At 68.9% G+C, this 23,596-nt stretch carries 21 protein-coding genes; 10 read left to right on the forward strand and 11 right to left on the reverse strand.

The window, feature by feature from the left end; translation table 11 throughout:
• The first annotated feature begins 134 nt into the window (after positions 1-134).
• Together T336_RS0121720 and T336_RS26850 are read left to right on the forward strand one after the other, a co-directional pair.
• Positions 135-1,505: a hypothetical protein gene (locus T336_RS0121720; RefSeq protein WP_156957919.1), complete on the forward strand. Its 1,371-nt coding sequence runs from the start codon at positions 135-137 to the stop codon at positions 1,503-1,505.
• A 42-nt stretch (positions 1,506-1,547) separates the two neighbouring features.
• Positions 1,548-1,925, forward strand: a complete 378-nt coding sequence (locus T336_RS26850; protein ID WP_156957920.1) for a thioredoxin — start codon at positions 1,548-1,550, stop codon at positions 1,923-1,925.
• 74 nt (positions 1,926-1,999) lie between these two features.
• Here the strand turns inward: T336_RS26850 and T336_RS26855 are convergent, their stop codons facing one another.
• Together T336_RS26855 and T336_RS0121730 are read right to left on the reverse strand one after the other, a co-directional pair.
• On the reverse strand, positions 2,000-3,415 hold the full coding sequence (locus tag T336_RS26855) for a hypothetical protein (protein ID WP_156957921.1): 1,416 nt from the start codon (positions 3,413-3,415) through the stop codon (positions 2,000-2,002).
• 58 nt (positions 3,416-3,473) lie between these two features.
• The gene (locus T336_RS0121730; protein WP_026434096.1) at positions 3,474-4,364 is read right to left on the reverse strand and encodes a LysR family transcriptional regulator; all 891 of its coding nucleotides are present in this window, start codon (positions 4,362-4,364) and stop codon (positions 3,474-3,476) included.
• Between the two features lie 142 nt (positions 4,365-4,506).
• Here T336_RS0121730 and T336_RS27535 point away from each other — a divergent pair, with 142 nt between their 5' ends.
• Genes T336_RS27535 through T336_RS0121740 form a run of 3 tightly spaced genes read left to right on the forward strand, consistent with a single transcriptional unit; the run spans position 4,507 to position 6,318 of the window.
• Positions 4,507-4,641, forward strand: coding sequence for a hypothetical protein (locus T336_RS27535; protein WP_269321410.1), 135 nt, complete (start codon positions 4,507-4,509; stop codon positions 4,639-4,641).
• Positions 4,642-4,645: 4 nt separating this feature from the next.
• Positions 4,646-5,647 (forward strand): TerC family protein, encoded by a 1,002-nt coding sequence (locus T336_RS0121735; protein ID WP_209435993.1) that lies wholly within the window; start codon positions 4,646-4,648, stop codon positions 5,645-5,647.
• Between the two features lie 29 nt (positions 5,648-5,676).
• On the forward strand, positions 5,677-6,318 hold the full coding sequence (locus T336_RS0121740) for a DUF2062 domain-containing protein (RefSeq protein WP_244884008.1): 642 nt from the start codon (positions 5,677-5,679) through the stop codon (positions 6,316-6,318).
• Positions 6,319-6,332: 14 nt separating this feature from the next.
• Here the strand turns inward: T336_RS0121740 and T336_RS0121745 are convergent, their stop codons facing one another.
• Both T336_RS0121745 and T336_RS0121750 read right to left on the reverse strand, forming a co-directional pair.
• On the reverse strand, positions 6,333-7,739 hold the full coding sequence (locus tag T336_RS0121745) for a PDDEXK-like family protein (protein WP_026434099.1): 1,407 nt from the start codon (positions 7,737-7,739) through the stop codon (positions 6,333-6,335).
• Positions 7,740-7,846: 107 nt separating this feature from the next.
• The gene (locus T336_RS0121750) at positions 7,847-9,055 is read right to left on the reverse strand and encodes an MFS transporter (protein ID WP_019703281.1); all 1,209 of its coding nucleotides are present in this window, start codon (positions 9,053-9,055) and stop codon (positions 7,847-7,849) included.
• Between the two features lie 100 nt (positions 9,056-9,155).
• Between T336_RS0121750 and T336_RS0121755 the strand changes: the two genes are divergently transcribed.
• Positions 9,156-9,785: a TetR/AcrR family transcriptional regulator gene (locus T336_RS0121755; RefSeq protein WP_026434100.1), complete on the forward strand. Its 630-nt coding sequence runs from the start codon at positions 9,156-9,158 to the stop codon at positions 9,783-9,785.
• A gap of 51 nt (positions 9,786-9,836) precedes the next feature.
• On the opposite strand, the gene T336_RS0121760 is transcribed toward T336_RS0121755, so the two are convergent.
• The 3 genes from T336_RS0121760 to T336_RS0121770 are packed head-to-tail and all read right to left on the reverse strand — an operon-like array spanning position 9,837 to position 14,007.
• Positions 9,837-12,107, reverse strand: a complete 2,271-nt coding sequence (locus T336_RS0121760) for a protein-disulfide reductase DsbD family protein (protein WP_026434101.1) — start codon at positions 12,105-12,107, stop codon at positions 9,837-9,839.
• A 47-nt stretch (positions 12,108-12,154) separates the two neighbouring features.
• Complete coding sequence (locus T336_RS0121765; protein WP_026434102.1) at positions 12,155-12,922, reverse strand: alanyl-tRNA editing protein; 768 nt, start codon at positions 12,920-12,922, stop codon at positions 12,155-12,157.
• 35 nt (positions 12,923-12,957) lie between these two features.
• The gene (locus T336_RS0121770; RefSeq protein ID WP_026434103.1) at positions 12,958-14,007 is read right to left on the reverse strand and encodes a zinc-binding alcohol dehydrogenase family protein; all 1,050 of its coding nucleotides are present in this window, start codon (positions 14,005-14,007) and stop codon (positions 12,958-12,960) included.
• A gap of 140 nt (positions 14,008-14,147) precedes the next feature.
• Here T336_RS0121770 and T336_RS0121775 point away from each other — a divergent pair, with 140 nt between their 5' ends.
• On the forward strand, positions 14,148-15,056 hold the full coding sequence (locus T336_RS0121775) for a LysR family transcriptional regulator (RefSeq protein WP_026434104.1): 909 nt from the start codon (positions 14,148-14,150) through the stop codon (positions 15,054-15,056).
• Positions 15,057-15,075: 19 nt separating this feature from the next.
• Here T336_RS0121775 and T336_RS0121780 read toward each other — a convergent pair whose 3' ends face one another.
• From T336_RS0121780 to T336_RS0121790, 3 genes are all read right to left on the reverse strand, one after another.
• Complete coding sequence (locus T336_RS0121780) at positions 15,076-16,599, reverse strand: tripartite tricarboxylate transporter permease (RefSeq protein WP_026434105.1); 1,524 nt, start codon at positions 16,597-16,599, stop codon at positions 15,076-15,078.
• A gap of 10 nt (positions 16,600-16,609) precedes the next feature.
• Positions 16,610-17,056, reverse strand: coding sequence for a tripartite tricarboxylate transporter TctB family protein (locus T336_RS0121785; protein WP_019701726.1), 447 nt, complete (start codon positions 17,054-17,056; stop codon positions 16,610-16,612).
• A 79-nt stretch (positions 17,057-17,135) separates the two neighbouring features.
• The gene (locus tag T336_RS0121790; protein ID WP_026434106.1) at positions 17,136-18,392 is read right to left on the reverse strand and encodes a putative Na+/H+ antiporter; all 1,257 of its coding nucleotides are present in this window, start codon (positions 18,390-18,392) and stop codon (positions 17,136-17,138) included.
• A 204-nt stretch (positions 18,393-18,596) separates the two neighbouring features.
• Here T336_RS0121790 and T336_RS0121795 point away from each other — a divergent pair, with 204 nt between their 5' ends.
• The 3 genes from T336_RS0121795 to T336_RS0121805 all read left to right on the forward strand — a co-directional run bounded on the left by T336_RS0121795 (position 18,597) and on the right by T336_RS0121805 (position 22,806).
• Entirely contained in the window at positions 18,597-18,965 is a 369-nt protein-coding gene (locus tag T336_RS0121795; protein WP_084151499.1) for a DUF2946 family protein, read from the forward strand.
• A gap of 254 nt (positions 18,966-19,219) precedes the next feature.
• Positions 19,220-21,298, forward strand: a complete 2,079-nt coding sequence (locus T336_RS0121800) for a TonB-dependent receptor (protein WP_156957922.1) — start codon at positions 19,220-19,222, stop codon at positions 21,296-21,298.
• 2 nt (positions 21,299-21,300) lie between these two features.
• Positions 21,301-22,806, forward strand: a complete 1,506-nt coding sequence (locus T336_RS0121805) for a PepSY-associated TM helix domain-containing protein (RefSeq protein WP_035226896.1) — start codon at positions 21,301-21,303, stop codon at positions 22,804-22,806.
• Between the two features lie 35 nt (positions 22,807-22,841).
• Here the strand turns inward: T336_RS0121805 and T336_RS0121810 are convergent.
• The coding region (locus T336_RS0121810) for a methyl-accepting chemotaxis protein (RefSeq protein WP_026434110.1) at positions 22,842-23,596 on the reverse strand (755 nt) is incomplete at its 5' end.

Genomic DNA, 23,596 nt, shown 5'->3' on the forward strand with positions numbered 1-23,596 from the left:
GTCATCGAAAACGGCAAGCTCAAGGAGGCAGACGTTCCGCCTGAGGTGACTTCCTGCTCGGGCAACCTGTCGGTGGGCGATGGCGTGATGCTGCTGGCCGGCATGTATGGAGCCACGGTGTACAACGGGCGCGAATGGCAGCGGATTCTGTGATGGACGCCGTGGTGCGGCCTGCGCCAGCGCCCGCGATTCCCGCGCTGGTGGCCCGGCATGCGGGCGATGCAGCGTTCTACTGGCAGCAGCACGATGCGGCCCTGGGTGCGCCGCTGGTGGGCCTGCCGCAGATCCTGGAGTACGGCCGGCTGCTGGATGCCCACCTGGACGGATTGCGAGTGGCTGGCGATGCCGGTTGGGCCGCAGCGCTCAGCGAACTGAAGCGCTGGCATGGCGCGCCAGAGGTATTCGTCACCACGCTGCTCGCGCTCGAGTCCCCGGCCTGCGGGGATTGGCTGTCGGGCATGTGGGCCATTGCGAGTGCGCGGCCCGAGCGCACGCTGCGCGGCCTGGTGTCGGCTCTGGCATGGCACGAGGACCCCGCGCCTGCGCTGGTGTGGTTGCGGCACTGGCTTGGTCACGGCGATGGCGTACCCGTACCGCTGCAGGTCGCATGCTGGCGCGCGCTGGCCTTGCGCGGGCGCGGCGTGGGGGACGCGGATGGGCTGCATTTCAAAGGGTTGCTGCCCGCCGCACTGTCTGCGCCGGATGCCCACTTGCGCGCCGCGGCCTGCCGGTTCGCTGCGGTATGGGATGCCGTGCGATTGCCGGCGATGCTGCAGGATCCCGAGGTGAAAGTGCGTGCAGAGGCTGCGATCGGGCTCTTGGGTGCGCCCACCACCGCTACCGCAGAAGGAGCGCCGCCGCATCCGGATGGCCGCATGCGGGGCGTGGAAGTCCTGTGGCTGGCCTGCCATGCGCTGGCGCAGTCCCTGCCGACGCTGTCGGGCTGGTACCGTCACCGTGCCGAACATCGGCTCACGCGCTGGGTGAAAGAGTTGGCCATGGCCGCTCCGCTGGGGCACCCCGGCGTGGCGCGGCTGCTGGAATTGCTGCCGTCCCGGCTGGGGTTGTGGTTCGTGCTCCACCATGCGGACGCCTGCTATCTGCCCTGGGTGGAGCAGCGTATGGCCGATCCGGTAATGGCGCGTTTCGCCGGCTGGGTGTGGAGCATGCTGTCCGGCGTGGACCTGCAGGGCCAGGGCTGGGTGCATCCGCCGAAAAAGGACGATGGCAGCGCCCCCGCCACGGATGCCAGGGACGCCGGCCTGCCCGAGCCCGATGGAGCGCGGGTCGCTGCGGCAGGCATCCGCTTGCCCGCCCATGTGCCGCACCTCATGGGCAAGCCGCTGGAAGGCGAGCACGTGAAAGAGATCCTGCGGAGCGGACCGCAAGCGCTGCGATGGATTGCCGCCAGGCACCTGGACCTGGCCGTGGATGGTGTGCAGCCGTTCTCACCCCGGGATCCCGCGCCTCGTCAGTGGCAATGGATGGATTCCGCATTCGGCTGAAGTGGACGATGCAGAGCAGCGAACGACGAAGGAGCATTACCGATGCGGCTGGATCCCTGGGATGACGCGGCTCGCATCGCCGAGCGCCTTGCCCTGCCCGGTGCGAAGCTGATCGTGCTGGTGGGTGCCGCAGGCTGGTGCGAAAAGTGCCGCCAGGCATTGCCGGCTTTCGATGCGCGGGCTAGCCTGGCGCCGCCGAATGAAACCCATGTGTGGATGGATCTCGAAGAGCATGCGGGGCTGCTTGGTGCCTGGATTCCTGAAACGCTGCCCGTTGAGCTGGTTTATGAGAACGGCCGGCGGGCAAAGCTCTGCCACTGGGACCACGGTGCATCGGGAACTGGAGCGGTGCCGGAGGTCGTCGCAGAACCACCGGATCTGTGGCGCATTCTTGGTCGCCATGACTGGGCTGGGGTTTAAGGCTCTTGAAAATGATCGCAATTCATTGGTCATTTCCAATCGCTTGTGGTTGAGTGATCGTCTTGTATTGCGTTCTAGTTTGACCGCTTTTGTGCATTACTTGCGGACTGGCGATCTAGCACATTACGGAGGCTCTGATCAAAAAAAGCGTTGGCATCTGGAAAGATAAATAATTCTTTTTGCATCCGCTGGAGATCCTCGTGAGTGATAACTAATACTCCCAAATCTGCGGCCTGAGAAGAATCTGCGGCAATTTGGTCGCTGGTCATCGCTGTGAAAATTGCTGGCAACACCTGTAAATGCTGCATATTAGATGCGGCCAACGAATCTCGGACTTTTGCAGTGCGTGCCGCCAGCTTGGAAAGCTTTCCGTCCGCTCGCAGTAATCCTATGGTGCACTCCACTACTAAAAAGTCTCCGCGCGGTGTGGTTGCTATTATATCGAAGGCGTCTCGAGTCTTCGGATTTGTGCCAAATAATGCGGTGGAAAAGCCTAGCCCCCATAAGAGCCACGCGACAGCGGCCTCGAAATCTTCAGAAGCTTTGCCTCTTGCATTTATTTCAGGATGTAGATAGTTCTGCATCTGAGAATCAGATGGATCAACTATTGAGATAATCGCCCTTCGGGGGTTAAGGAAGGTTTTTGGATCGGTGCGCCATTGGACGTGGTGAGTTTCTCCAGCGTAAGATGCTATGAGTTGAACCACAGCTCCTGTGGGAACATTAAATTTTCCTGTGCCTACTGCTGCAATATCTCGTTCGATCCAATTTAAGTCGGAGCCTTTGATGACGCCGCGCTCTACCACCTTACCTTGATGCAATACTCGGTAACCAAGCTTTGCGTGAGAGCGCTCAAGCGATCTCGCCATAAAAACTCCGGCATCTGCCTGCGTACCAATAACTGACGATTCAGCAAGTACTTGGATTGCAGTGAATGCAACTATTTCGAGCAATGACCGCTCGTTAAGCATGGCACTTAGGCCATATTCGGCGGCTAACTCCTGCACGGAGTCATAAGGAACATCTGCTGCCTTAAGTTGCCAGTCTGTAGTTGGTTGCGGTAGGAGTTCAACTATTCTTCCGCCACTGATGGATAGCACCGCCAACCTATTCCCAGTATTCAATCCTTCAGGATGGAGTAGTGCGGGTGGAGCGACAAAAACTCCGACTTGGCTGGTGCATGGCAATCTTATGCAACCCAAGCCAGCGATGTGGAATCCGGTGGCGGACGTGAGGCGGCGAGTCAATTCCTGGGCATCAATTTCTAAGGGATTTAATAAAACTTGATGAGCCTCAAGTTTAGCGGCGTGAAACGCAGGTTTGATTTTTTGATCATTTGCTACTTCAAATATAATACGGGCTGAAACTATCTCCAAAGTGTTTTCGCGGCGTATGCCAATTATGTTAAATCTTATTATTGGATATGCTGATCGCCATTTTTCAATCGCTTGAAAGTATGTGCTGATATTTGGGTCTAAATTGTCGGTCAAATTGAGGCTCCAACGACTATTAGGCTGAATAAAGTTTTTCGATTTCGGTGCGAGTGGCTCAATCTAATTTTCCCCCCTCCACCAACCGCACCACCAGCGGATGCATCACCTTCCTCGCACTGAAGATCAGGTGAAACTGCTCCTGCACGTCCGCCGTCGTCCCCACCGCCACCAGCCCGTGCGTGCGCGCCAGGTGCTCGCCCATCGACTCCGGCGCAGGCATCACGCCCATCCCGGTGCTCGCAAACGTGGCGAGCAGGGCGCTGTCCTCGAATTCCCCCGCAATCCGCGGCCGGATGCGTTCCCGCTCCAGCCAGTGGTCGATGCGCGCCCGCGCGGCGGCGTGTTCGGTCGGTAGCAACACGGGCACGACGGCGAGGCTCTGGGGGAACTGATGGGCCGCCGCCTTGGCCCACTGGGGCGGCGCATACCAGGCGATGGGGCTGGTGCCCAGCAACTGGCTGGTGGTCTTCAGGGCCGGGTTGGGCGGGGCGGGGCGGTCGGCCAGCACGGCGTCGAGCTTGTGCAGGGCGAGTTCGCCCAGCAGGGGCTGGAATTCGCCCTCGTGGCACAGCAGGCGCAGATGGGGTGCGTCCAGCACGGGGGTGAGCAGGCGGTGCACGGCCACCTTGGCGATGCCGTCGGAAATCCCCAGGTTCAGCCGCAGGATGCGGCCGGTGGCGGCTTCGGCCACGCGGTGCTGCAGTTGCTCGCCCAGCGCGAAGATCTGGTCGGCCTCGTGCATGGCGGCCACGCCCGCGTCGGTGAGCACGAGGTTGCGGCCCTCGGCGCGCAGCAGGGCGGTGCCCAGGTCCTTCTCCAGGGAGCGCACCTGGGCGCTGATGGTCTGCACGGCCATGTCCAGGCGCTCGGCGGCGCGGGCCACGCCGCCTTCCTTGGCGACCACCCAGAAGTAGTACAGGTGCCGGTAGTTGAAGCTCTGGCTCATTTTTTGTAGGACAAGGAAGCGAAACAGTTCGCAAAAACCGAAGTGATCTTACGGCCGGGCTATCTTCCTTTCCGGATCCGCAGGCCCGACAGTGCGGGTTCGCATTCCCTCTTTTTTGTCTCCACTTCGATTGCCCTCCATCATGACCACCACCCGACTTCTTCTGGTGCCGCATGCCGCACCGCCGGGCGCCGAGCCAGCCGGGCCCGGCGTTTTTGCGTTTTCGCTCCTGCCGCTGACCACGGCCACGACGCGCCGCGTGCGCCGGGAGGGCTGACACCATGGTGGAAACCATCGGAACCCCCTGGATGTGGGCCGGCTTCGGCCTGTTCGTGGTCGTGGCGATCGCCATCGACCTGCTGGTCATGGAGCGCCAGGGCGCGCACAAGGTGACCATGAAAGAGGCGCTCAAGTGGAGCGTGCTGTGGTTCTCGCTGGCGTTCGTGTTTGTCGCCATCCTCTGGTGGTACCTGGACGGCTCGCAGGGCCGGGAGGTGGCCAACACGGTATCGATGCAGTTCATCACCGGCTACCTCGTCGAGAAAAGCCTGTCGGTGGACAACATCTTCGTCTTCCTGATGATCTTCAGCTACTTCGCCGTGCCGGCGGAGTACCAGAAGCGCGCGCTGATCATCGGCATCATCGGCGCGATCGTGCTGCGCACGGTGCTGATCCTGGCGGGCGCCTGGCTGCTGGCCACGTTCCACTGGCTGCTGTACGTGTTCGGCGCGTTCCTGGTCATCACGGGCGTGAAGATGTGGATCGCCGCGGGGCAGGAGCCGGACATCTCCACCAACCCGGTGCTGAAATTCCTGCGCAAGCGCATCCGCATGTCGGATTCGTTCGACGGCGAGAAGATGACCACGGTGGTGGGTGGCGTGAAACTGTTCACCCCGCTGTTCGTGGTGCTGATCATGATCGGCGTGACGGACGTGATCTTCGCGGTGGACAGCATCCCGGCGATCTTCGCGATCACGAGCGATCCGTTCATCGTGCTCACGGCCAACATCTTCGCGATCCTGGGCCTGCGCGCGCTGTACTTCCTGCTGGCCGACCTGGCGGACCGCTTCCACCTGCTGGCCTACGGCCTGGCGATGGTGCTGGTGTTCATCGGCGCGAAGATGCTGCTGATCGACCTCTACAAGATCCCGATCGGCTATGCGCTGCTGGTGACGGGCGCGCTGATCGCCGGCTCGATCGTGGCGTCGCTCTGGACGTCGCGCGGCAAGGACGGCGGTGGTGGTGGCGGTACGCCCCCCGCGCTGCCGGGCAAGGGCGCCTGAGGCCGGCCTGAACGGGAAAGACCGACACCATGGATCTGACGATGACCGAGGCCGTGATGGCCACCCTGCTGGCCGCGTTCGCGCTGACCACGTTCCTGAGCTGGCGCGGCGGCAACGAGCGCCGCGACGTGCGCCTGCTGGCGGCCCTGACCGGCGTGCGCCGTTGGTTGCGCCGCCAGGAGCCGGCCACCCGCGCGCTGATGGAGCGGCCGTCCCTCGCGCGGCTGCGCCCCTGGCTGGAGCGGCGCCAGCTGCTGTGCCTGCGCCGCGAGGCGCTGGCGCGGGGCGCGGCAGCGGGGCTGTTCTGCGGGCTGATCCCCGGGCCGCTGCAGATACCGGCTGCGATCGCTGCATGTGCCGCATTGCGCGGCAATGCAGTGGCCGGTGCCGCGGCCACGCTCTACACGAACCCCCTGACCACGCTGCCGCTCTATGCCCTGGCCTTCCAGGTGGGCGCCTGGGTGCTGCCGGGCGAGCAGCGGCTGCCGGCCTGGGAGGGCTGGTCCGCCACGGGCGGCATGGAGGCCATGGCCACGTGGATGCATGCATTGGGCGCACCGCTGGCCGTGGGGCTGCCGCTACTGGCGCTGGGTTTCGCGTTGGCGGGGTATGCGGCGGTGCAGGCGCTGTGGTGGGTGCCGGTGTGGCACCGGGCGCAGCGGATGCGGTGAGACGGTGGCAGGCGCTACGCGCGTGTCCGTTCGACACCCATGAGCATGCGATGGAGTTCGTCGAAGTCCGGATGCTTCAGCAGGTCGATCAGGTCTTCGCGGCGCTGCATCACCAGCGAAACGAAGTTGCCTTCCTGCTGGTCCAGCGTCAGCCAGGGGTGTTGCACGCCGCTCCCATGGAGCTTTGATTCACTCTCCGGGACGAAGAGCGGATCGCTGTGGACATACATCCAGTAGGGCCAGGAATCTTCTGGCGTTTCTGACGGCAATTTGAACTTTGCCGCTGCATGGCGCTTGAGGGCGTCGATGAGCTTTCGCGGGGTTTTCTCGGCTTGTTCGGGGGAAAGATGGATACCCCAGTAAAACTCTTCCGGATCCACTTGAAGATGCCACCATTCGAAGCAAAGCAGCAACTCCGGTCCCCAGCCGAGTTCCAGTGCGAAGGGCATGGGCTTGGATGCCTTCAGCAAGTTGTCCGATACGCCCCAGTGCAGGGTGATGCCTGCGGTTTTCGTCGCCGTATCCAGTTGCCGTTGCAATTGCGCCAGCTTCTGCTTTTGCCATTCGGCCAGGCTGTCGCGCACCTGGAAGGCGGTGGCCAGGGTTTGTTGATTCGCCGTGAAGGCTTCGGCGATGTGGTTCATGGCGGCTTCCGGTAGATCGTTGCCCATGTGGCGTTGGAGGTGGTTGCGGAGTTCTTCGACGAACCACCGCACCTTCTGTGCCTGGATGCGCGGCAGGCTGTCCTGCAGCCATCCCAGCACCTCGGGCCAGAGCAGATAGACGAAATGCCCGCTGCGTATGTGTTCCTCGCACTCCTGTGGGGGAAGGCTCGATGGATCTGGCGCTTGGTGGCCCAGATAGATCAGCATCCAGGAGCCGTGCAACCCCTGGAGATGGTCGCAGTAGTCGAGCAACTGCTGCCTGCTGTCGCGCGAGTGCCGCCAGGGCTTGTTTTCGATGCCGATGCACCCGCCTTGCAGTTGCACGTACAGATCGATGAAGCGGCCGTTCTTCGTCCCATGTTCCCGCTGGACCTGCTTGACACGGCTTGTCGCGAGCCAGGTGGCCGCCATGGGCGGGTGCGTTGCTCGCAATTCAGGCGAAGGAGATGTTTCTTCCCGGGCGGTGGCTCCCTGCCGCGGCGCTGGCTGCTGCAGGGCGTGCTGCTGCTTGAGCACCAGTGCCGCGAAGCCATCCCAGAACAGCCGGCCCTGGCCGTGCGTGCCTTCCGGATCCAGCAGCAGGGCCAGGTGCCGGGAGATGTCTATCTCGTGGTTGCGCTGGGCATCGAACGGGGAAAAATCCGGCGCCAGCAGTGGCGCCATGAGCTTCTGCGCGTGCATCCAGCCCTGATAGCGCACCTGCACGTCGCTGAGCACGGCGCTGACATCCGCCTTCGTGGGGCCCTCGTCCCTCATCCGTCTTCTCCTGTGGAGCTTGTTTTATGGATGAGCGACAGCCTACCACGCGCCAATTGCGCTGCAGCGCCGGTGGCCCCGTCCGCGACGCCTTTCCGCTCCGGCGATCAGGCACGCCGTGCGCTGACCGCCGACATGCCCGCCAACGCGATCAGCAGTGCGCCATACCCCAGCGCCGTGGCATGCAGCCCGTACAGCCCCGTGAGCAGGCCGGCGGCGATGGCGGGCAGGCTGAAGGCGAGGTAGCTCAGCACGAAGAAGCTGGCCATCAGGCCGGCCCGGTCCTGCGCGGAGGCCATGGGCACCAGGCAGCGCACGGCGGCGTTGAAGCCGGCGCCGAAGCCCAGGCCCGCCACCAGCGTGCCCCCGAAAAACGCTGCCGGGCTGTGCCAGGCCACGCCCGCCAGGGTGATGGACAGGCCCAGTGCCAGCGCCGCGGCGCTGCCCTGCAGCACGCCGCGCGGCGGGCGCTGGCGCACGGCGCCGATGGCCAGGGCGCCGGGCAGCACGAGCGCGGCGATCAGCAGGCCGCCCACGAGCGGCGAGGCGCTGTGCGTGACCAGTTTGCCCAGCGAGGGGCCGAGCGAGAGGTAGAAGCCGCCGAGCGCCCAGCCGGCGGTGCTGAGCGGCAGGATGCGCAGCAGCGGGGCCCGCGCGGCGTGCGGCACGTGCATGCGCGGCACCAGCGATCGCCAGGCGCCGGGGCGGCGCGACACCGTCTCGGGCAGCCAGAAGGCGGCGGCGCACTGCAGCGCGATCACCACCAGCAGCAGCTCGAACACCAGATGGGTGGGCGAGGGCAGGTACTGCACCAGCACGCTGGTGCCGAGGGCGCCGATGGCCATGCCGACCATGGGCGCCATGCTGTTCATCAGCGGGCCGCGCACGGGGTGCAGGTCCACCAGCAGGGCGCTGAGCGCGCTGGTGGCCATGCCCGTGGCCACGCCCTGCAGCACTCGCGCCGCGACCAGCCAGGCCACCGATTCGGCCTGCCAGAAGGCCGCCACCGAGACGAACTCCAGCGCCAGAGCCGCGATGACGACGTTGCGCCGTCCCACATGGTCCGACAGCGCGCCGAAGCACAGCAGCGCGGCGAGCAGCGCGAACGCGTAGCTGGAGAAGATCACCGTGAGGCTGAAGGCCGAGAAGCCCCACATCTCGCGATAGATCGCATAGAGCGGCGATGGCGCGCTGGATGCGGCGAGGAACATCATCAGCACGGACACCGCGAGCCACAGCGCGGCATCGGGCCCGAGGCGGCGAGCGGGCCAGGCCCGGGGCAGGGACGAGGGGGCGGGGGACAGGGCGGTGGGCATGGCTTTAACGCTAAAAAATTGCGTTAGTGGATTCTCTCACTAAAGCAAAGTCTTTGCTTTACGGCAGGCCCAGACAGCCGGCCTCTCCTAGAATCGCCCCATGACCATGACGTCTGTAGCCACCCGATTGCGCCCCGGCGGGCGCAGTGCCCGCGTGCAGGCCGCCGTGCACCAGGCCGTGCGCGACCTGACGGCGCTGCACGGCCGCGATGCGCTCACCATTCCGCAGATCGCGGCGCAGGCCGGCGTCACGCCGTCCACCATCTACCGCCGCTGGGGTGATCTGGCGGAGTTGCTGGCGGACGTGTCGATCGAGCGCATGCGTGACGAGGCCGAGCCGCCCGACACCGGCAGCTTCCGCGGCGACCTGCTGGCCTGGGGCGAGCAGTTCCTGGAGGAAATGTCGTCCGGCCCGGGCCGGCAGATGCTGAAGGACGTGCTCTCCGCCAGTGGCTATGGCGACGGCTCGGCGCCCTGCCAGTGCCTGCACATCACGGCCGGGCAGATCACGGCGATGGTGGAGCGCGCGCGATCCCGCGGACAGGTGACGCCGCCGGTGGATTGCGTGCTGGACACGGTGGTGGCGCCCATCATCTACCGGCTGCTGATGGGGGCGGACACGCCCTCGGTGCAGCAGGTGGTGCAGTGGGTGGACGTGTGCATGGCGCAGGTGGGCAAGCCGGAGGCGGCGCCGCGCAGGGGGCACTCCACGGAAGCCGCAGCCCGATAGCGCGGCGGACGTACTCCGCGCCCGGGGCGAGCGGCCCGGGGGCTGCCGGCCTCAGAGCGCCGCCAGCGCCGTGCGCAATTCCCTCTCCCCCAGGATCTCCGAGAACACCACCGGCTGCCGGCCGGGCGCCTGCAGCACATAGACGGGCACGCCGCTGCGCCCCAGCTGCGCCAGCGCGGCGGTGATGGCGGGGTCGCGGCGCGTCCAGTCGGCGCGCAGCAGGGCCACGTTGCGGCCGGCGAATTCGCGCAGCACGGCGTCGCTGGCGAGCGTGGTCTTCTTGTTGAACTGGCAGGTGACGCACCAGGCGGCGGTGTAGTCCACGAACACGGGCCGGCCCTGGGCGAGCAGTTCTTCTGCCAGGCCCGGGCGCCAGGGCTGCCAGGCCGATGCACCCACCGCGCCCGGCCTGCCTTGATGGGCGCCCGCTGCTGCAGAGATGGCCGCGGGAGGATCCGCCGCAGTGATTTTCGGGACAGCGGCCACGGCCAGGGCCGCGAACACGGCCAGCGAGAGCGGCGCCAGCGCCAGGCGCGCGCGGCCCGCGAGCGTGCAGGCCCACACGACCATGCCGAGCGCGACGAGCAGCGCCAGCAGGGCCGCGGCGCCGTCGATGCCGCTTTGCTGGCCCAGCACCCAGACCAGCCAGACGACGGTGGCGAACATGGGGAAGGCGAGGAAGCGGCGCAGCGTGTCCATCCAGGCGCCGGGGCGGGGCAGGGCGCGGGCGACGGCGGGCACCCAGCTCGCGGCCAGGTAGGGCAGGGCGAGGCCGATGCCGAGCGCCGCGAACACCGCCAGCGCCTGCGCGGCCGGCAGCGTGGCCGTGAGGCCGACCGAGGCGCCCATGAAAGGAGCGGTGCAAGGCGAAGCCACGGCCACGGCGAGCACGCCGGTCAGGAATGCATCGGCCACGGGATGGCGCGCCTGCAGGCCTGCGAGGGAGGAGGGCAGCATGCGGCCGAACTCGAACACGCCGGAGAGGTTGAGGCCGATCAGCGTGAACAGCGCGGCCAGCACCGCCACCACGGCGGGCGACTGCAGCTGGAAGCCCCAGCCGACGGCCTCGCCGGCCGCGCGCAGCGCCAGCATGGCGCCGCCCAGGGCCAGGAAGGAGAGCACCACGCCGGCCGTGTAGGCGATGCCGCCCAGGCGGTGGGCGCGCCGGTCCTGCCCGTGGCGCGCAAAACCGGCCACCTTGATGGCGAGCACCGGGAACACGCAGGGCATGAGGTTGAGCACCAGTCCGCCGAGCAGGGCGCCCAGCAGCGCCGCCGCCAGGACGCCGGCCGGGGCCGGGGTGGCGGGCGCCACCGGGGCCGGTGCCGATGCCTGCTGCGCATTCGCGCGCAGGGCGGCCTCCAGGGCGGGCGAGACCGTGGCCATGGAGGCCGGGCGGGGCCAGCCGCCTTCCACGGGGAGTTCGGCGCGCCACCCCCGGCCGCCCTGCGCGAGCACGACGGGCAGGGGCATGGGGCCTTCGCTGCGCTGGGCGGAGAGCGGCACGCGCGCGGTCCAGACGTCGCCCTGCCAGTCCTGCGTGCCGTCATCGGCGGTTTCGATGATGCCGGGCGTTTCGGGGAAGAAGTCCATCGGCTTGCCGCGCACCGCTTCGGGCAGGCCGGCCACGGTGAGCACCAGCATGCCGCGTTCCACCCTCGCATGGCTGCGGGTGCCGCCGGCAGCCGCGGCGGCCGGGGGAGGCAGCGGCTGCGGATGGGCCTGGCGCGCCGCCTCGAAATCCTGCGCCTGTCCGGCGGTGGTGCTGGCGATGGGCACCTGCAGGGTGAAGGTGCCCTCTTCGGGAATGCATTCCTTGCGGCAGACCAGCCAGGAGGCATGCAGGGTGAAGGTGGCGTTGCGCGCCAGCGGGCCCGGCGAGAACGCGCCGGAGACGGTCATGGGCACGGGCAGCAGCACCGTGCCCTCGTAGCCGTAGTTGGCCAGCGTGCCGATGGGGATCTTGCGTGGCACGGGCCAGGCGATCTCGCCCGCGTCGATGCCCGGCGGCAGCTGGCGCCATTCGATCTGCGTGGGCAGGCCGGAGTCGCCCGGGTTCTTCCAGTAGGTGTGCCACTCGGGCTGGTGCGTGATCGACAGGCCCAGCCAGAGCGGCTTGCCCGGGCCCACGCCGTCGGGCGCATGCGCCACCAGCTCGGCGCGCACGTGCGGGGTGGTGACGGTGCTGCTGCCGGCCACGGTGCCGGCAGGGGCGCCGCCGGCGGGCTGGGACAGCAACTGGGCGGAGGCCGGAGCCGCCAGGGCGCAGGCAGCCAGGAGGGCGAGGGGCGGCAGCAGGCGCTGCAGGAGGCGGACGGACATGGCGCGGGTGAGAGCGGCGCGGGCGGCGTTGGTTCCTGGATGCGGGCTCAGGCCGCGAAGCCGAGCACCACGCGGCGGGCCATGGCGCCTTTTTTCTCGATTTTGGTGACGACCACCGCGCCGATCTCGGTGGTGTTGGAGACGTGGGTGCCGCCGCAGGGCTGAAGGTCGATCTGTGCCTGGCCTTCGCTGCCCACGCGTACCGTGCGCACCTGGCCGCTGCCGCGCGGCGGCTGCACGCTCATGCTCTTGACGAGGTCGGGCCGGGCGTCCAGTTCGGCGTCGGTGATGGCGCCGATGGTGACAGGGTGCGCCTCGGCCACGAGGCGGGCGATGCCGGAATTCAGGGCGGCGGCGTCCAGCGGGCCGTCCATGTGGAAATCCAGCCGCGCGGCGTCGGGCGTGACCGAGCAGCCGTTCACGGGCTGGGCCACCAGGTGGCACAGCAGGTGCGTGGTGGTGTGGAAGCGCATCAGCCGGTGGCGGCGCTCCCAGTCGATGCGGGCGGTGACTTCCTCGCCCACGGCGGGCGGCTCGGTGCCCGGGGCCGGCACATGCACGATGGCGGCCGTGGGTTGGCCCTCTGCGTCCTTGCCCTTGCGCGTATCGGCGATGGGCACCTCGCGCCCGTCGGCCCGCACCAGCACCCCGGCATCGCCCGCCTGCCCGCCGCCCAGCGGGTAGAACACCGTACGGTCGAGCACGATGCCGCCTTCGGGCAGCACGGCGGTCACGGTGGCGCGGCATTCGCGCAGGTAGGCGTCTTCGCGGAACAGGTCGCGGGTGGGAGTGGCGAGGGCTTCGGCGTGGGTCATCCGGCGATGGTAGCGCCGTCGTCCTCCACGCCGCCTCAGAGGGTTACGACCAGTTTTCCGATGGTCCGGCCGCTCTCGATGCGGGCGTGGGCCTCGCGCAGCGTGGCGGCCGATAGCGGGCCCAGGGTGTCGGTGAGCGTGCTGCGCAGGCGGCCGGCGCGCGCGAGGTCCGCCACCTCAGCCAGCAACTGGCCCTGGGCGGCCATGTCGGGCGTGCCGAACAGCGGGCGCGTGAACATCATTTCCCAGTGCAGCGAGATGCTCTTGCGCTTGAGCGGCATCACGTCGAGCGAGGGCATGTCGTCGATCACCGCGATGCGGCCCTGCGGGCGCAGGCATTCCACGTACTGCGCGAGGTACTGCGGCGTGTGGGTGAGGCTGGCCACCGCGTCGACGGCCTCGATGCCCAGGGCCGCGAGTTGGGGCGCGAAGGGTTCGCGGTGGTCGATGACCGCATGTGCGCCCAGGTCCAGGCACCACTGGCGGGTCTCCGGGCGCGAGGCGGTGGCGACCACGCGCAGGCCGGTGAGCTGGCGCGCGATCTGGATGAGCATCGAGCCCACGCCGCCCGCGCCGCCCACCACCAGCAGCACGGGGGCGTCGGCCGCAGGCGCCACCGGGCCGTCCGCCGCTTGCGGGTGGCGGGCGACGCCCAGGCGGTCGAACAGCAGCTCCCAGGCCGTGATCGCCGTGAGCGGCACGGCGGCGGCTTCGGCGTCGCTCCAGGTGTCCGGCGCATGGGCGGCGATGCGCGCATCCACCGCATGCAGTTCGGCATTCGTGCCGGGGCGGTCGATGGCGCCCGCATAGAACACGCGGTCGCCCACGGCGAAGCCGCGCACTTCGGCGCCCAGCGCCTCCACGGTGCCCACCGCATCCCAGCCCAGCACCTTGGGCTGGCCGGCCTCGGTGGGCGCGGCGCTCGCGCGCACCTTGGTATCCACGGGGTTCACGGAGACGGCGCGCACGCGCACCAGCAGGTCGTGCGGGCGCGGCACGGGTGAGGGCAGATCGGAGAAGTCCTGCAGGCCCTGGCCGGGAGCGGCATCGAGGGCATGGGGGGTGAAATAGCCGACGGCTTTCATGGGGAGTCCTTTCTGAGGGGAGATGGCAACGGCCTGGCGCGGATCGCCCGGGATCGGTTAGGGCGCCACGGAAGGGTTGCCATGATTCTGGTGATTCAAAATGCAGTTGATAAGCCGCTATAAACCGCTATCACCTGCAAATGAAATTTGAAAATCTCTCCGACCTGCGCGTGCTGGTGGAAGCGGCGCGCGGGGGCTCGCTCACCGCCGCGGCGCGGGCGCTGGACGTGACGCCCGCGGCCGCCAGCGCCATGCTCAAGCGGCTGGAGGCGCAGGTGGGCGTGCGCCTGTTCGAGCGCTCCACGCGCGCACTGCGGATCACGGCCCAGGGCGGCACGCTGCTGGAGTACGCCGAACGCGCGCTGGAGTTGCTGGACGAAGGGGCCGGCCTGGCGCAGAGCGAGACCGGCGCGCTGCGCGGCACCGTGCGTCTGGCTGCGCCCACCGATCTGTCGCGCGTGCTGCTGCCGCGCTTCGACCGGTTTATGGAGCGGCACCCGGGTGTGCAATTGGCGCTGTCGGCCAGCGACCGCCTGCACGACGTGCGGCGCGATGCGGTGGACCTCGCCCTGCGCTACAGCGCCGAGCTGCCGGATTCGCAGTTGGTGGCGCGCGTGCTCCACCGCACGCGCCGCATCGCCTGCGCGGCGCCGGAGTACCTCGCGCGCCACGGCACCCCGCAGCACCCGTCGGAACTGGCCGCGCACCGCTGCATCGCCATGGCCATTGCGGGCCGGCGCGAGGTGCGCTGGACCTTCGAGCGCGCCCCTGGCCATCCGCCCGAGACCGTCGGCATCACCCTGCGCGCCGAGCGCAGCGTGGACGACGGAGCCCTGGCCCACGCCTGGGCGCTGGCCGGGGGCGGCATCGTCTACAAGTCGCGGCTGGACGTGCAGGCCCACCTGGACAGCGGGCAACTGGTGGAACTGCTGCCCGGGTGGCTGGGGCAGGCCTACACGGTGTACGCGGTGCTGCCGAGCCAGCGGTTCGTGCCGGCGCGGGTGCGGGCGCTGGTGGAATTCCTGGCGGAGGAATGGCGCCCCGGATGATGCCGGGGCGCACGCCGGGTCACGCCCGGGCTTCGGCGAGCCGGAGCGCTTCGCGGGCCTTCAGCGTCTTCTTCACCGTGCCCCAGATCGCCCACGCGAGCAGCGCGCCGGCCAGTGCCAGCAGGGTGGCGCTGATCGGCCGGGTGACGAAGACGGACGGGTCGCCGCGGGACAGCAGCATGGCACGGCGCAGGTGCTCTTCGACCATGGGCCCGAGGATGTAGCCGAGCAGCAGCGGCGCGGGCTCGAAGCGCAGCACCATCAGCGCGTAGCCGACGATGCCCAGCAGGGCGACCATGTAGATGTCGAAGGTGTTGTTGTTCACGCTGTACACGCCCAGCGCGACGAACACCAGGATGGCCGGGTACATCCACGAGAACGGGATGCGCAGCAGCGCCACCCACAGCCCGATGGTGGGGATGTTGAGCAGCACCAGCATGATGTTGCCGATCGCGAAGCTGACGATCAGGCCCCAGAAGAGCTCCGGCTGTTCCGTCATCAGCATCGGCCCGGGGTTGATGCCGTGGATGATGAGCGCGCCCAGCATCACGGCCATCACCGCATCACCCGGAATGCCCAGCGACAGCGATGGCACGAAGGCGGTCTGCGCGGCCGCGTTGTTGGCCGATTCCGGCGCGGAGATGCCTTCGATGGCGCCCTGGCCGAAACGGCTGGGGTCCCTGGCCACGCGCTTTTCGACGGCGTACGACATGAAGGCCGCGATGGACGGGCCCACGCCGGGCAGTGCGCCCAGCGCTGCGCCCAGGGCGGAGCCGCGCATCATGGGCTTGACGGTCTCCTTCATTTCCTGCCGGGTGGGCACCATGGAGCGCATGGTGATTTTCTCCGGCTGCTTCTCGGTGTCGGTGGAGTTGATGCAGCGCACGACTTCCGCCACGCCGAACAGGCCCATGGCCAGCGCGACCAGGTTGATGCCGTCCATCAGTTCGGGGATGTCGAAGCTGTAGCGCGCGACGCCCGTGTTGACGTCGGTGCCCACCATGCCCAGCAGGATGCCGAACACCACCATGGCGAGGCCCTTGGCGGCGGAGCCTCCGCTCATCGACGATGCGGCCACGAGGCCGAGGATCATCATGGAGAAGAACTCGGCGGGCCCGAACTTCAGGCCGACCTCCGCGATCATCGGCGAGAACAGCACGAGCAGGATGAGCCCGGACATCGCGCCGACCAGCGAGGCGATGGTGGTGACGAACAGCGCGAGGCCCGAGCGTCCCTTCCTGGCCATCGGGTAGCCGTCCAGGCAGGTCACCGCGGACGATGGCGTGCCGGGCAGGTTCAGCAGGATCGCCGCTGTGGAGCCGCCGTACTGGGCGCCGTAATAGACCCCGGCCAGCATGATGATCGCCGCCGTGGGGGGGATGTGGTAGGTGATCGGCAGCAGCAGCGAGATGGCCGCGAGCGCGCCGATGCCCGGCAGCACGCCCACCAGCGTGCCGAGGAACACCCCGAAGAAGCAGTACGCGAGGGTGCTGGGTTCGGATGCGACCCGCAATCCCAGCCAGAGGTTGTCAAGCAATTCCATGGGGTGTCTCCTAGATGCTCCAGGGCCACGTCGGCAGGACCATTTGCAGGCCGACGACGAAGATCAGTACGGTGATGAGCGCGACCACCGCCGAGACGGTGAACCGCGTGCGCAGGCGCATCGGCGCCGGCACCAGCGCCACCAGCGACGCGGTGAATGCGGCCAGGATGATTCCTCCGGTGCGCAGCAGGACCGCGAAGACCAGCAGGCTGGCCACCGAGAAGGCGAGGTTCTTCCACTGCACGACGATGGGCGTGCCCTGCCGCCAGAGCGCCGGCAGGGCCACCAGCAGGCCCAGCACGGCCAGCAGCCACCCCAGGACGATCGGGAAGTAGCCCGGGCCCATGCGGGCCGAGGTGCCCATCGCGTAGTGGACGTGGCCATAGACCGCGAAACCTGTGCCGATGACGCCCATGGCGGCACCTCCGATCACGTCGTGGATGTCTCTCAGTTTCACTCGTCGTCTCCTTTCAGGTTGAAAAATGGCAAGGCTGCGCCCTGCCGTTGCCGGCATGCGGTTGAAAAAATGGAACGGACTAGAGTAAGAGCAGCGCCGAAGCGGCTATCCCGGTGGGTACGAGGGCGCCGAGCAGCAGCGCCCCCACGCTGACGGTTTCATCCCGGAACCCGCCCTTGAGGAGCGAGACCCCGGCAGGGTTGGGTGCGTTGGCGATCACGGTGAGCCCCCCGCCGGCCACGGCGCCGGCCACCAGCATGTACTTGGCCGCATCCGTCATGCCTTCGATGAGCGAGCCGAGGTAGGTCAGGGCGGCGTTGTCGGTGATGGCGGTGAGGCCCAGCGCGCCGAAGAACAGCACCACCGGCGCCAGCCCTTCGACGATGGGCCGCAGCCACCATTGCTGCATGCCGCCCAGCACCACGAGGCCGGCGAGGAAGAAGCCGACGAGCAGCGCCTCTTTCAGGATCAGGCGGTTCTGGTGCTGCCGGTACGCCTGCGCGATGCCGAGGAACAGCAGGAACAGGCCCAGGAAGATGACCGGGTGGTGCGCGGCGGCGATCACCGCGGCCAGCAGCGCCACGTGCACTGCCACGAGCGGCCAGGGAACGGTGGGGGACGATCCGCCGCGTTCCGGCTCCGGTGGGCGGACGAGGTGCCTGCGCAGCACGAAGGCCGCGAGCGTGGCGTTGGCGGCCACCGCCAGGGCGGACTTCCAGCCGAAGTGGGCCAGCATGAACCACGAGTCCCAGCCCCAGGTGGCCGCGACCATCAGGACCGGCGGTGCAGCGTAGGAGGTGAGCGTGCCCCCGATCGAGACGTTCACGAACAGTACGCCCAGGGCGAAATACTTCGCGCCCTCGGGCACGTCCTTGCGGAACAGCTGGCCCGAGAGCATGAGGGCCGCGATGGTCATCGCAGCGGGCTCGGTGACGAGCGAGCCCAGCAGCGGGACCACGGCCAGCCCGAGCCAGGCGGTCGCCAGCGGCGTGTCCACCGGCATGGCGCGCGCCACGCGCCCCAACAGGTCGTTGATCGTCTGCAGGATGGGCCGCGACGCCGCCATCACCATGACGACGAACACGAAGAGCGGCTCGGTGTAATTGCGTGATTCCGCGTATGCCACGGCCGCGGAGCCGCCTGCGACGAGGGCCATCACGGCCACGAGGACGATCGCCCACAGGCCGAAGACGACCTCGACCTCGCCCAGGAAATGGAAGATGCCGGAGTGCTTGGGAAAGCGGTGGGACAGGCGCTCGAACTGCTTCGCGGTGAACGTGTGCAGCAATGCGATGCCGAAAAGGAGAGCCGCAATGGACTCCATGGATGGGTGCATGGGAGATGGCCGCCAGTGATCCGCGAGGCGGCCCGACCTTCGCTACACCTGCCGCACCCCATGTGACGACACCCTGGCTGGAATTCTATCGGCGTGCTCCGGAGTCCGCGTACGCGATATCGCGTACACCCTGTGCCGCCGCATAATGCAGGCCGCCGGCGCGCGCACCGCACCGGCGTCTTCGCATCTTCCCTCCCCGTTCCGGTGACCTCCCTCCTGCTCCGCCTTCGCCGCCTGGCCCCGCTGGTCCTGGCGTGGTGGATGCTCGCCTTCGGCATGGCCGCGGCGTCGCCGCTGCTGCACCCGCAGAGCCTGCAGGTGGTCTGCAATGCGGCAGGCGCCGCCAAGCTGGTGGCCGTGCGGGACGACGGCAGCGGCCTGCGCGAGATGGGCCAGCATGGACTGGATTGCGCGCTGTGCCTCGCGCCCGGGGCCCCGCCGCCCGTGCCGGTGGTGCTGGCGGTGCCGATGGGGCAGCCGCTGGCACATGTGCTGCAGCCCGTGGAGGCCGCGCGCCTCGCGGCACTGGTGGGCGCGCCGCTGCCGGCGCGCGGGCCGCCGGAGCGGGCCTGACCGGCCTGCCTTCTTCCGGCAGGGCTGCCGCGCTTCCAGGCCCCCTCGGGGCCGCCTGCCGCGGCAGAGGTCTTCCTTCTCCTTTCGTCTCCCCGTTTTTTTCCCGTCACGGTCCGCGCTCGCGTGGGCCGGGCGGGCATCGCTTGCGCGAGGTGGATATGGACCGGCTTCGTCGTCGTCGCTTCCGTTTGTCTTTTCGTTTTTCTTTTCCTTCTTCGTTGTCTCCCGTCTCCCGGCTTCCATGGCCTGCGGCCGTGGGACGTGCCGTGCGCCGCACGGCGCCGGCCGCGCTGGCGGCCCTTCCTGCGCTGGCGGCCTGGGGGCAGGACGTGCCCGGGGCCGCCGGCAGCCATGGCACGGCGGCAACCTCCGCACCATCGGAGGCCGGCCCCGCGCTCACGCTGGGCACGGTGGAGGTGCGCGAGGGCCCAGGGGGCGCGCTGCCGGCGCGCAGCGTCTCCACATCGGTGGACATCGTGGGCGGCGAGGTGCTGCAGGATGCCCGCGTGGACCACACCTGGGAGCTGCTGGGCCGCGCGCCCGGGGTGCAGGTCACGCCGTTCCGGCAAGGGGTGGATGCAGGGCGTTTCTCCTTCCGAGGCTTCAATGGCGAGGGCCGGGTGAATGCGGTCAAGCTGCTGATCGACGGCATCCCGTCGAACGACAACGCGGGCGGCATGCCGTTCCTGGATGCGGTGTTCCCGCTCGATATCGAGGCGGTGGAGGTGGTGCGCGGCACGAACGACCCGCGCTACGGGCTGAACAACATCGCGGGCAATGTGAACGTGATCACCCGCACGGGCGGCAACGAGGGCCGCGCGACGCTGACGGCGGGCAGCTTCGGCACGCGCGACCTGCAGGTGGTCAAGGGCATCGAGTCGGGGCCGTGGAGCCAGAACTACGGCGTGTTCTGGCGCACGGGCGATGGCTGGCGCGACCATGCGGAGGGCACGCAGCACGCGCTGTCGGGCAAGTGGTTCTACACCGATCCGGGCGGCGGCTGGCGCGCAGGCCTCACTGCGCGCACTTTTCGCAACGCGGCGGATGAGTCCGGCTACCTGACGCGCGAGCAGGCGGCTGCGCAGCCGCGCTGGTCGCCGCCGTGGTCGGCCTCGGACCGCAGCACGCGCGAGACAGGGCAACTGGGCCTGCATTGGGACGCGCAGGTGGCCGAGCGCCTGTCGTGGACGGCGCGCGCTTACGCCAACCACTATGAGAACCAGCGCTGGGTGCGGTTTTCGCAGGCCGGCGTGCAGCAGGAGCGCGACAACGACGAGAACCAGCGCGGGCTGTCGGGCGTGCTGACGTGGCGGCCCGCCGTGGCCTGGGCGCACGCGTTCACGCTGGAAGGCGGGGTGGATGCGCAGTGGCAGGACAACGGTGCGCAACGCTGGCGCACGGCCGGGCGCGTGCGCACTTCGCAGTTCCGGGACTGGGATTTCGACGTGCATACGCAGGGAGCCTACGTGCAGGCGGTGGTGCAGCCGGTGGCGTCGCTGCGCATCGTGCCGGCGCTGCGCGTGGACCGGCTGGGCGGTGATTTCACCGACCGGCTGACGGGGCAGCGCTACGGCATGCACGGCTACGGCACCATCCGGCAGCCCAAGCTGAGCGTGGCCTGGACGGCGCGCGAGGGCGTGACGCTGTATGCCAATGCGGGCCGCACCTTCCAGGTGGGCACGGGCATCGATGCCTACCGCACGCAGCCGCGCGACCTGGGCCCGTCGATCAACGACGGCTGGGAGACGGGCGTGCGCTGGCAGCCCGCACCGGGCTGGGAGGCGCGCGTGGCGGCGTGGCAGCAGCGCGCATCGGGCGAGGTGGCGCGCGTGCTGGGCGTGGACGGGCTGCCCGATCCCGGCGGGCTGGGCAACGTGGGGCGCACGCGGCGCAAGGGCTGGGACGCGCAACTCAATGCCCGCCTGGGCGAGCGCTGGACGGGCTGGGTCGCCTATTCGCACCAGGTGGCGCGCATCACCGTGCCCGACCCGTCCGCGCCGGACACCGCCGGACGGGAGGTGGAGAACGTGCCGCACTACCTGGCGAGCGCGGGCCTGCAGGTGCGCGCCACGGAGGTGCTGCGCCTGTCGGCCACGGTGACGGCCCAGGGCGACTATTACCTGGACCGCACCAACACCCAGGGCCGCGCGGGGCGCCATGCGCTGCTGGACCTGGGCGCCACCTGGCAGCTCTCGCCCACGGCGGATGTGGGCGTGCAGGTGCGCAATGCGACGAACCGGCGCTATGTCTATGCATGGTATGACAGCGGCTCTTCAGGTTATTCGCCGTGCGATGGCCGCAGCGTCGCGGTCAGCCTGGGATGGAGGTTCTGACCATGGCATCGACCATCAAGGCCACCGCCACGATCACCGCCGGGAGCCTGTACCGCGCGGTGTGGCGCTGGCATTTCTACGCCGGGCTGCTGGTGCTGCCGTTCCTCGCCTGGCTGGCGGTGACCGGCGGGGCCTACCTGTTCCAGCGCGAGATCGACGGGTGGTTCCACCGCGATCTGCTGCGTGTGGAAACGCCCGTGCCACCGGGCGCGGCCCGGCCGCCCAGCGCGCTGGTGGCCGCGGCGCTGGCGGTGCAGCCGGGGCAGTGGTTCCGCTACACGCCGGCCGCGGGGCCGGGTGACAGCGCGAACGTGGGCATCGCCACCGCGGACGGGCGGCGCGTGGCGGTGTACGTGGACCCGGGCTCGGCGCGGGTGCTGGGGCAGTTGCCGGAGCGGGGCACGCTGTCCTGGCAGATCCGGCGGCTGCACAGCCTGAAGGTGATCGGCCCGGTGGCGCGCGGCGTGATCGAGATGGCCGCGGGCTGGGCCGTGGTGCTGGTGGCGACGGGGCTGTACCTGTGGTGGCCGCGTGGCCGCCGCGGTGGCGTGGTGACGGTGCGCGGTCGCCCGGCCGAGCGGGTGTTCTGGCGCGACCTGCATGCGGTGCTGGGCCTGGGCGTGGGCGCGATCCTCGTGTTCCTGGCGCTGACGGGCATGCCCTGGTCGGTGTTCTGGGGCGCGCAGGTGAACGCCTGGGCGAACGGCAGCCACTGGGGCTATCCGGCCGGCGTGCGCGTGCAGGTGCCGATGTCGGCCGTGCCCGTGGCGGACACGCTGGCCGTGCCGTGGAGCCTGCAGCAGGCGCGCGTGCCCGTGGCCTCGGCCGTGCCGGCCGCGATGGCGGCCGGCGGGAGCGGGGGGCATGGCGGGCATCCAGGCCATGAGGGACACGTGGGCGATGGAGGTGGGGCCGGGGAGCACGCCGGTCACGGCGGAGAGGGCGCAGCAGGGCCTGCCGCCGGGCCGCAGGCCCTGCCGGCCGTGCCGCCGATCGGCCTGGACGCCGCGATGGCGGTGTTCACGCGGCTGGGCCTGGCACCAGGCTTCGGCGTGGCTGCGCCGCAGGGCGCGGGCGGCGTCTATACCGCCTCGGCCTATCCGGCCGATCTCGGCCGGCAGCGGGTGGTGCACCTGGACCAGTACAGCGGCCGGCCGCTGCTCGACATGGGCTATGCCGACTACGGGCCGGTGGCGAAGGGGCTGGAGTGGGGCATCAACGTCCACCTGGGGCAGCAGTACGGGGTGGCCAACCAGATCGTGCTGGCCGTGGCCTGCGCCGGCATCGTGCTGCTGTGCGTCGCGGGTGCGGTGGCGTGGTGGAAGCGCCGCCCGTCCGGGGGGCTGGGCGTGCCGCCGCTGCCGGCGCAGCCGCGCGCTCTCTGGGTGGTGGCCGGGATGATGGCCGTGGCCGGCGTGCTGCTGCCCCTGCTGGGGCTGTCGCTGCTGTGCATGCTGGCGGTGGACGCCGCCTGGCGCAGGCGACAGGCGGGCGCTTTGCAGCGGTAGGGCCCGCAGCGCTCAGCGGTGCGGGCCGCCTGGCATCAGAAGGTTTCCCAGTCGTCGTTGTTCTGGCTGGATGACCGGGAGGGTGCCGGGGCTGCGGTCTGCGCCGGAGGCAGGGCGGGGCGTGCGGCCCCTGCTGCCGTGGCCTGCGCCGGTGCGGCAGCGATGCCGGGTGCGGTGCGCGGGCTTGCGGCAGGGGTCCTGGCGTGCTGCAGCGCCGCGGACGCTGCGCGTGCGGTGTCGCGGCTGCGGGACTGTGCCTGGGCGATGACGGCCTGCGAGGCGTTGGCATCGACCTGGAAGACGCTGACGAGCTGCACGAGGCGGGCGGCCTGGGAGTTGAGGCTGTCGGCGGCGGCGGCGGATTCCTCGACGAGTGCGGCGTTCTGCTGGGTGACCTGGTCGAGCTGGTTGACGGCATCGCTGACCTGGGAGATGCCTTGTTCCTGCTCGTGGGTGGCCGCGCCGATCTCGGCGATCAGGTCGGCGACGCGGCGGGCCTGCTCGACGATCTCTCCCATGGTGGAGCCGGCCTCGCCCACGAGCTGCGATCCGGTCTCGACCTTGGAGACGCTCTCGCCGATGAGGGCCTTGATCTCCTTGGCGGCCTGGGCGGAGCGCTGCGCGAGGGTGCGCACTTCGGAGGCGACGACGGCAAAGCCGCGGCCCTGCTCGCCGGCGCGGGCGGCCTCGACGGCGGCGTTGAGTGCGAGGATGTTGGTCTGGAAGGCGATGGAGTCGATGACGCCGATGATGTCGCCGATTTTGCGGGAGGAGTCGGTGATGTCCTGCA

Origin of the sequence: Paracidovorax oryzae ATCC 19882, from assembly GCF_000687165.1 — a bacterium.
In the GTDB taxonomy this organism is placed as follows: Bacteria; Pseudomonadota; Gammaproteobacteria; order Burkholderiales; family Burkholderiaceae_C; genus Paracidovorax; species Paracidovorax oryzae.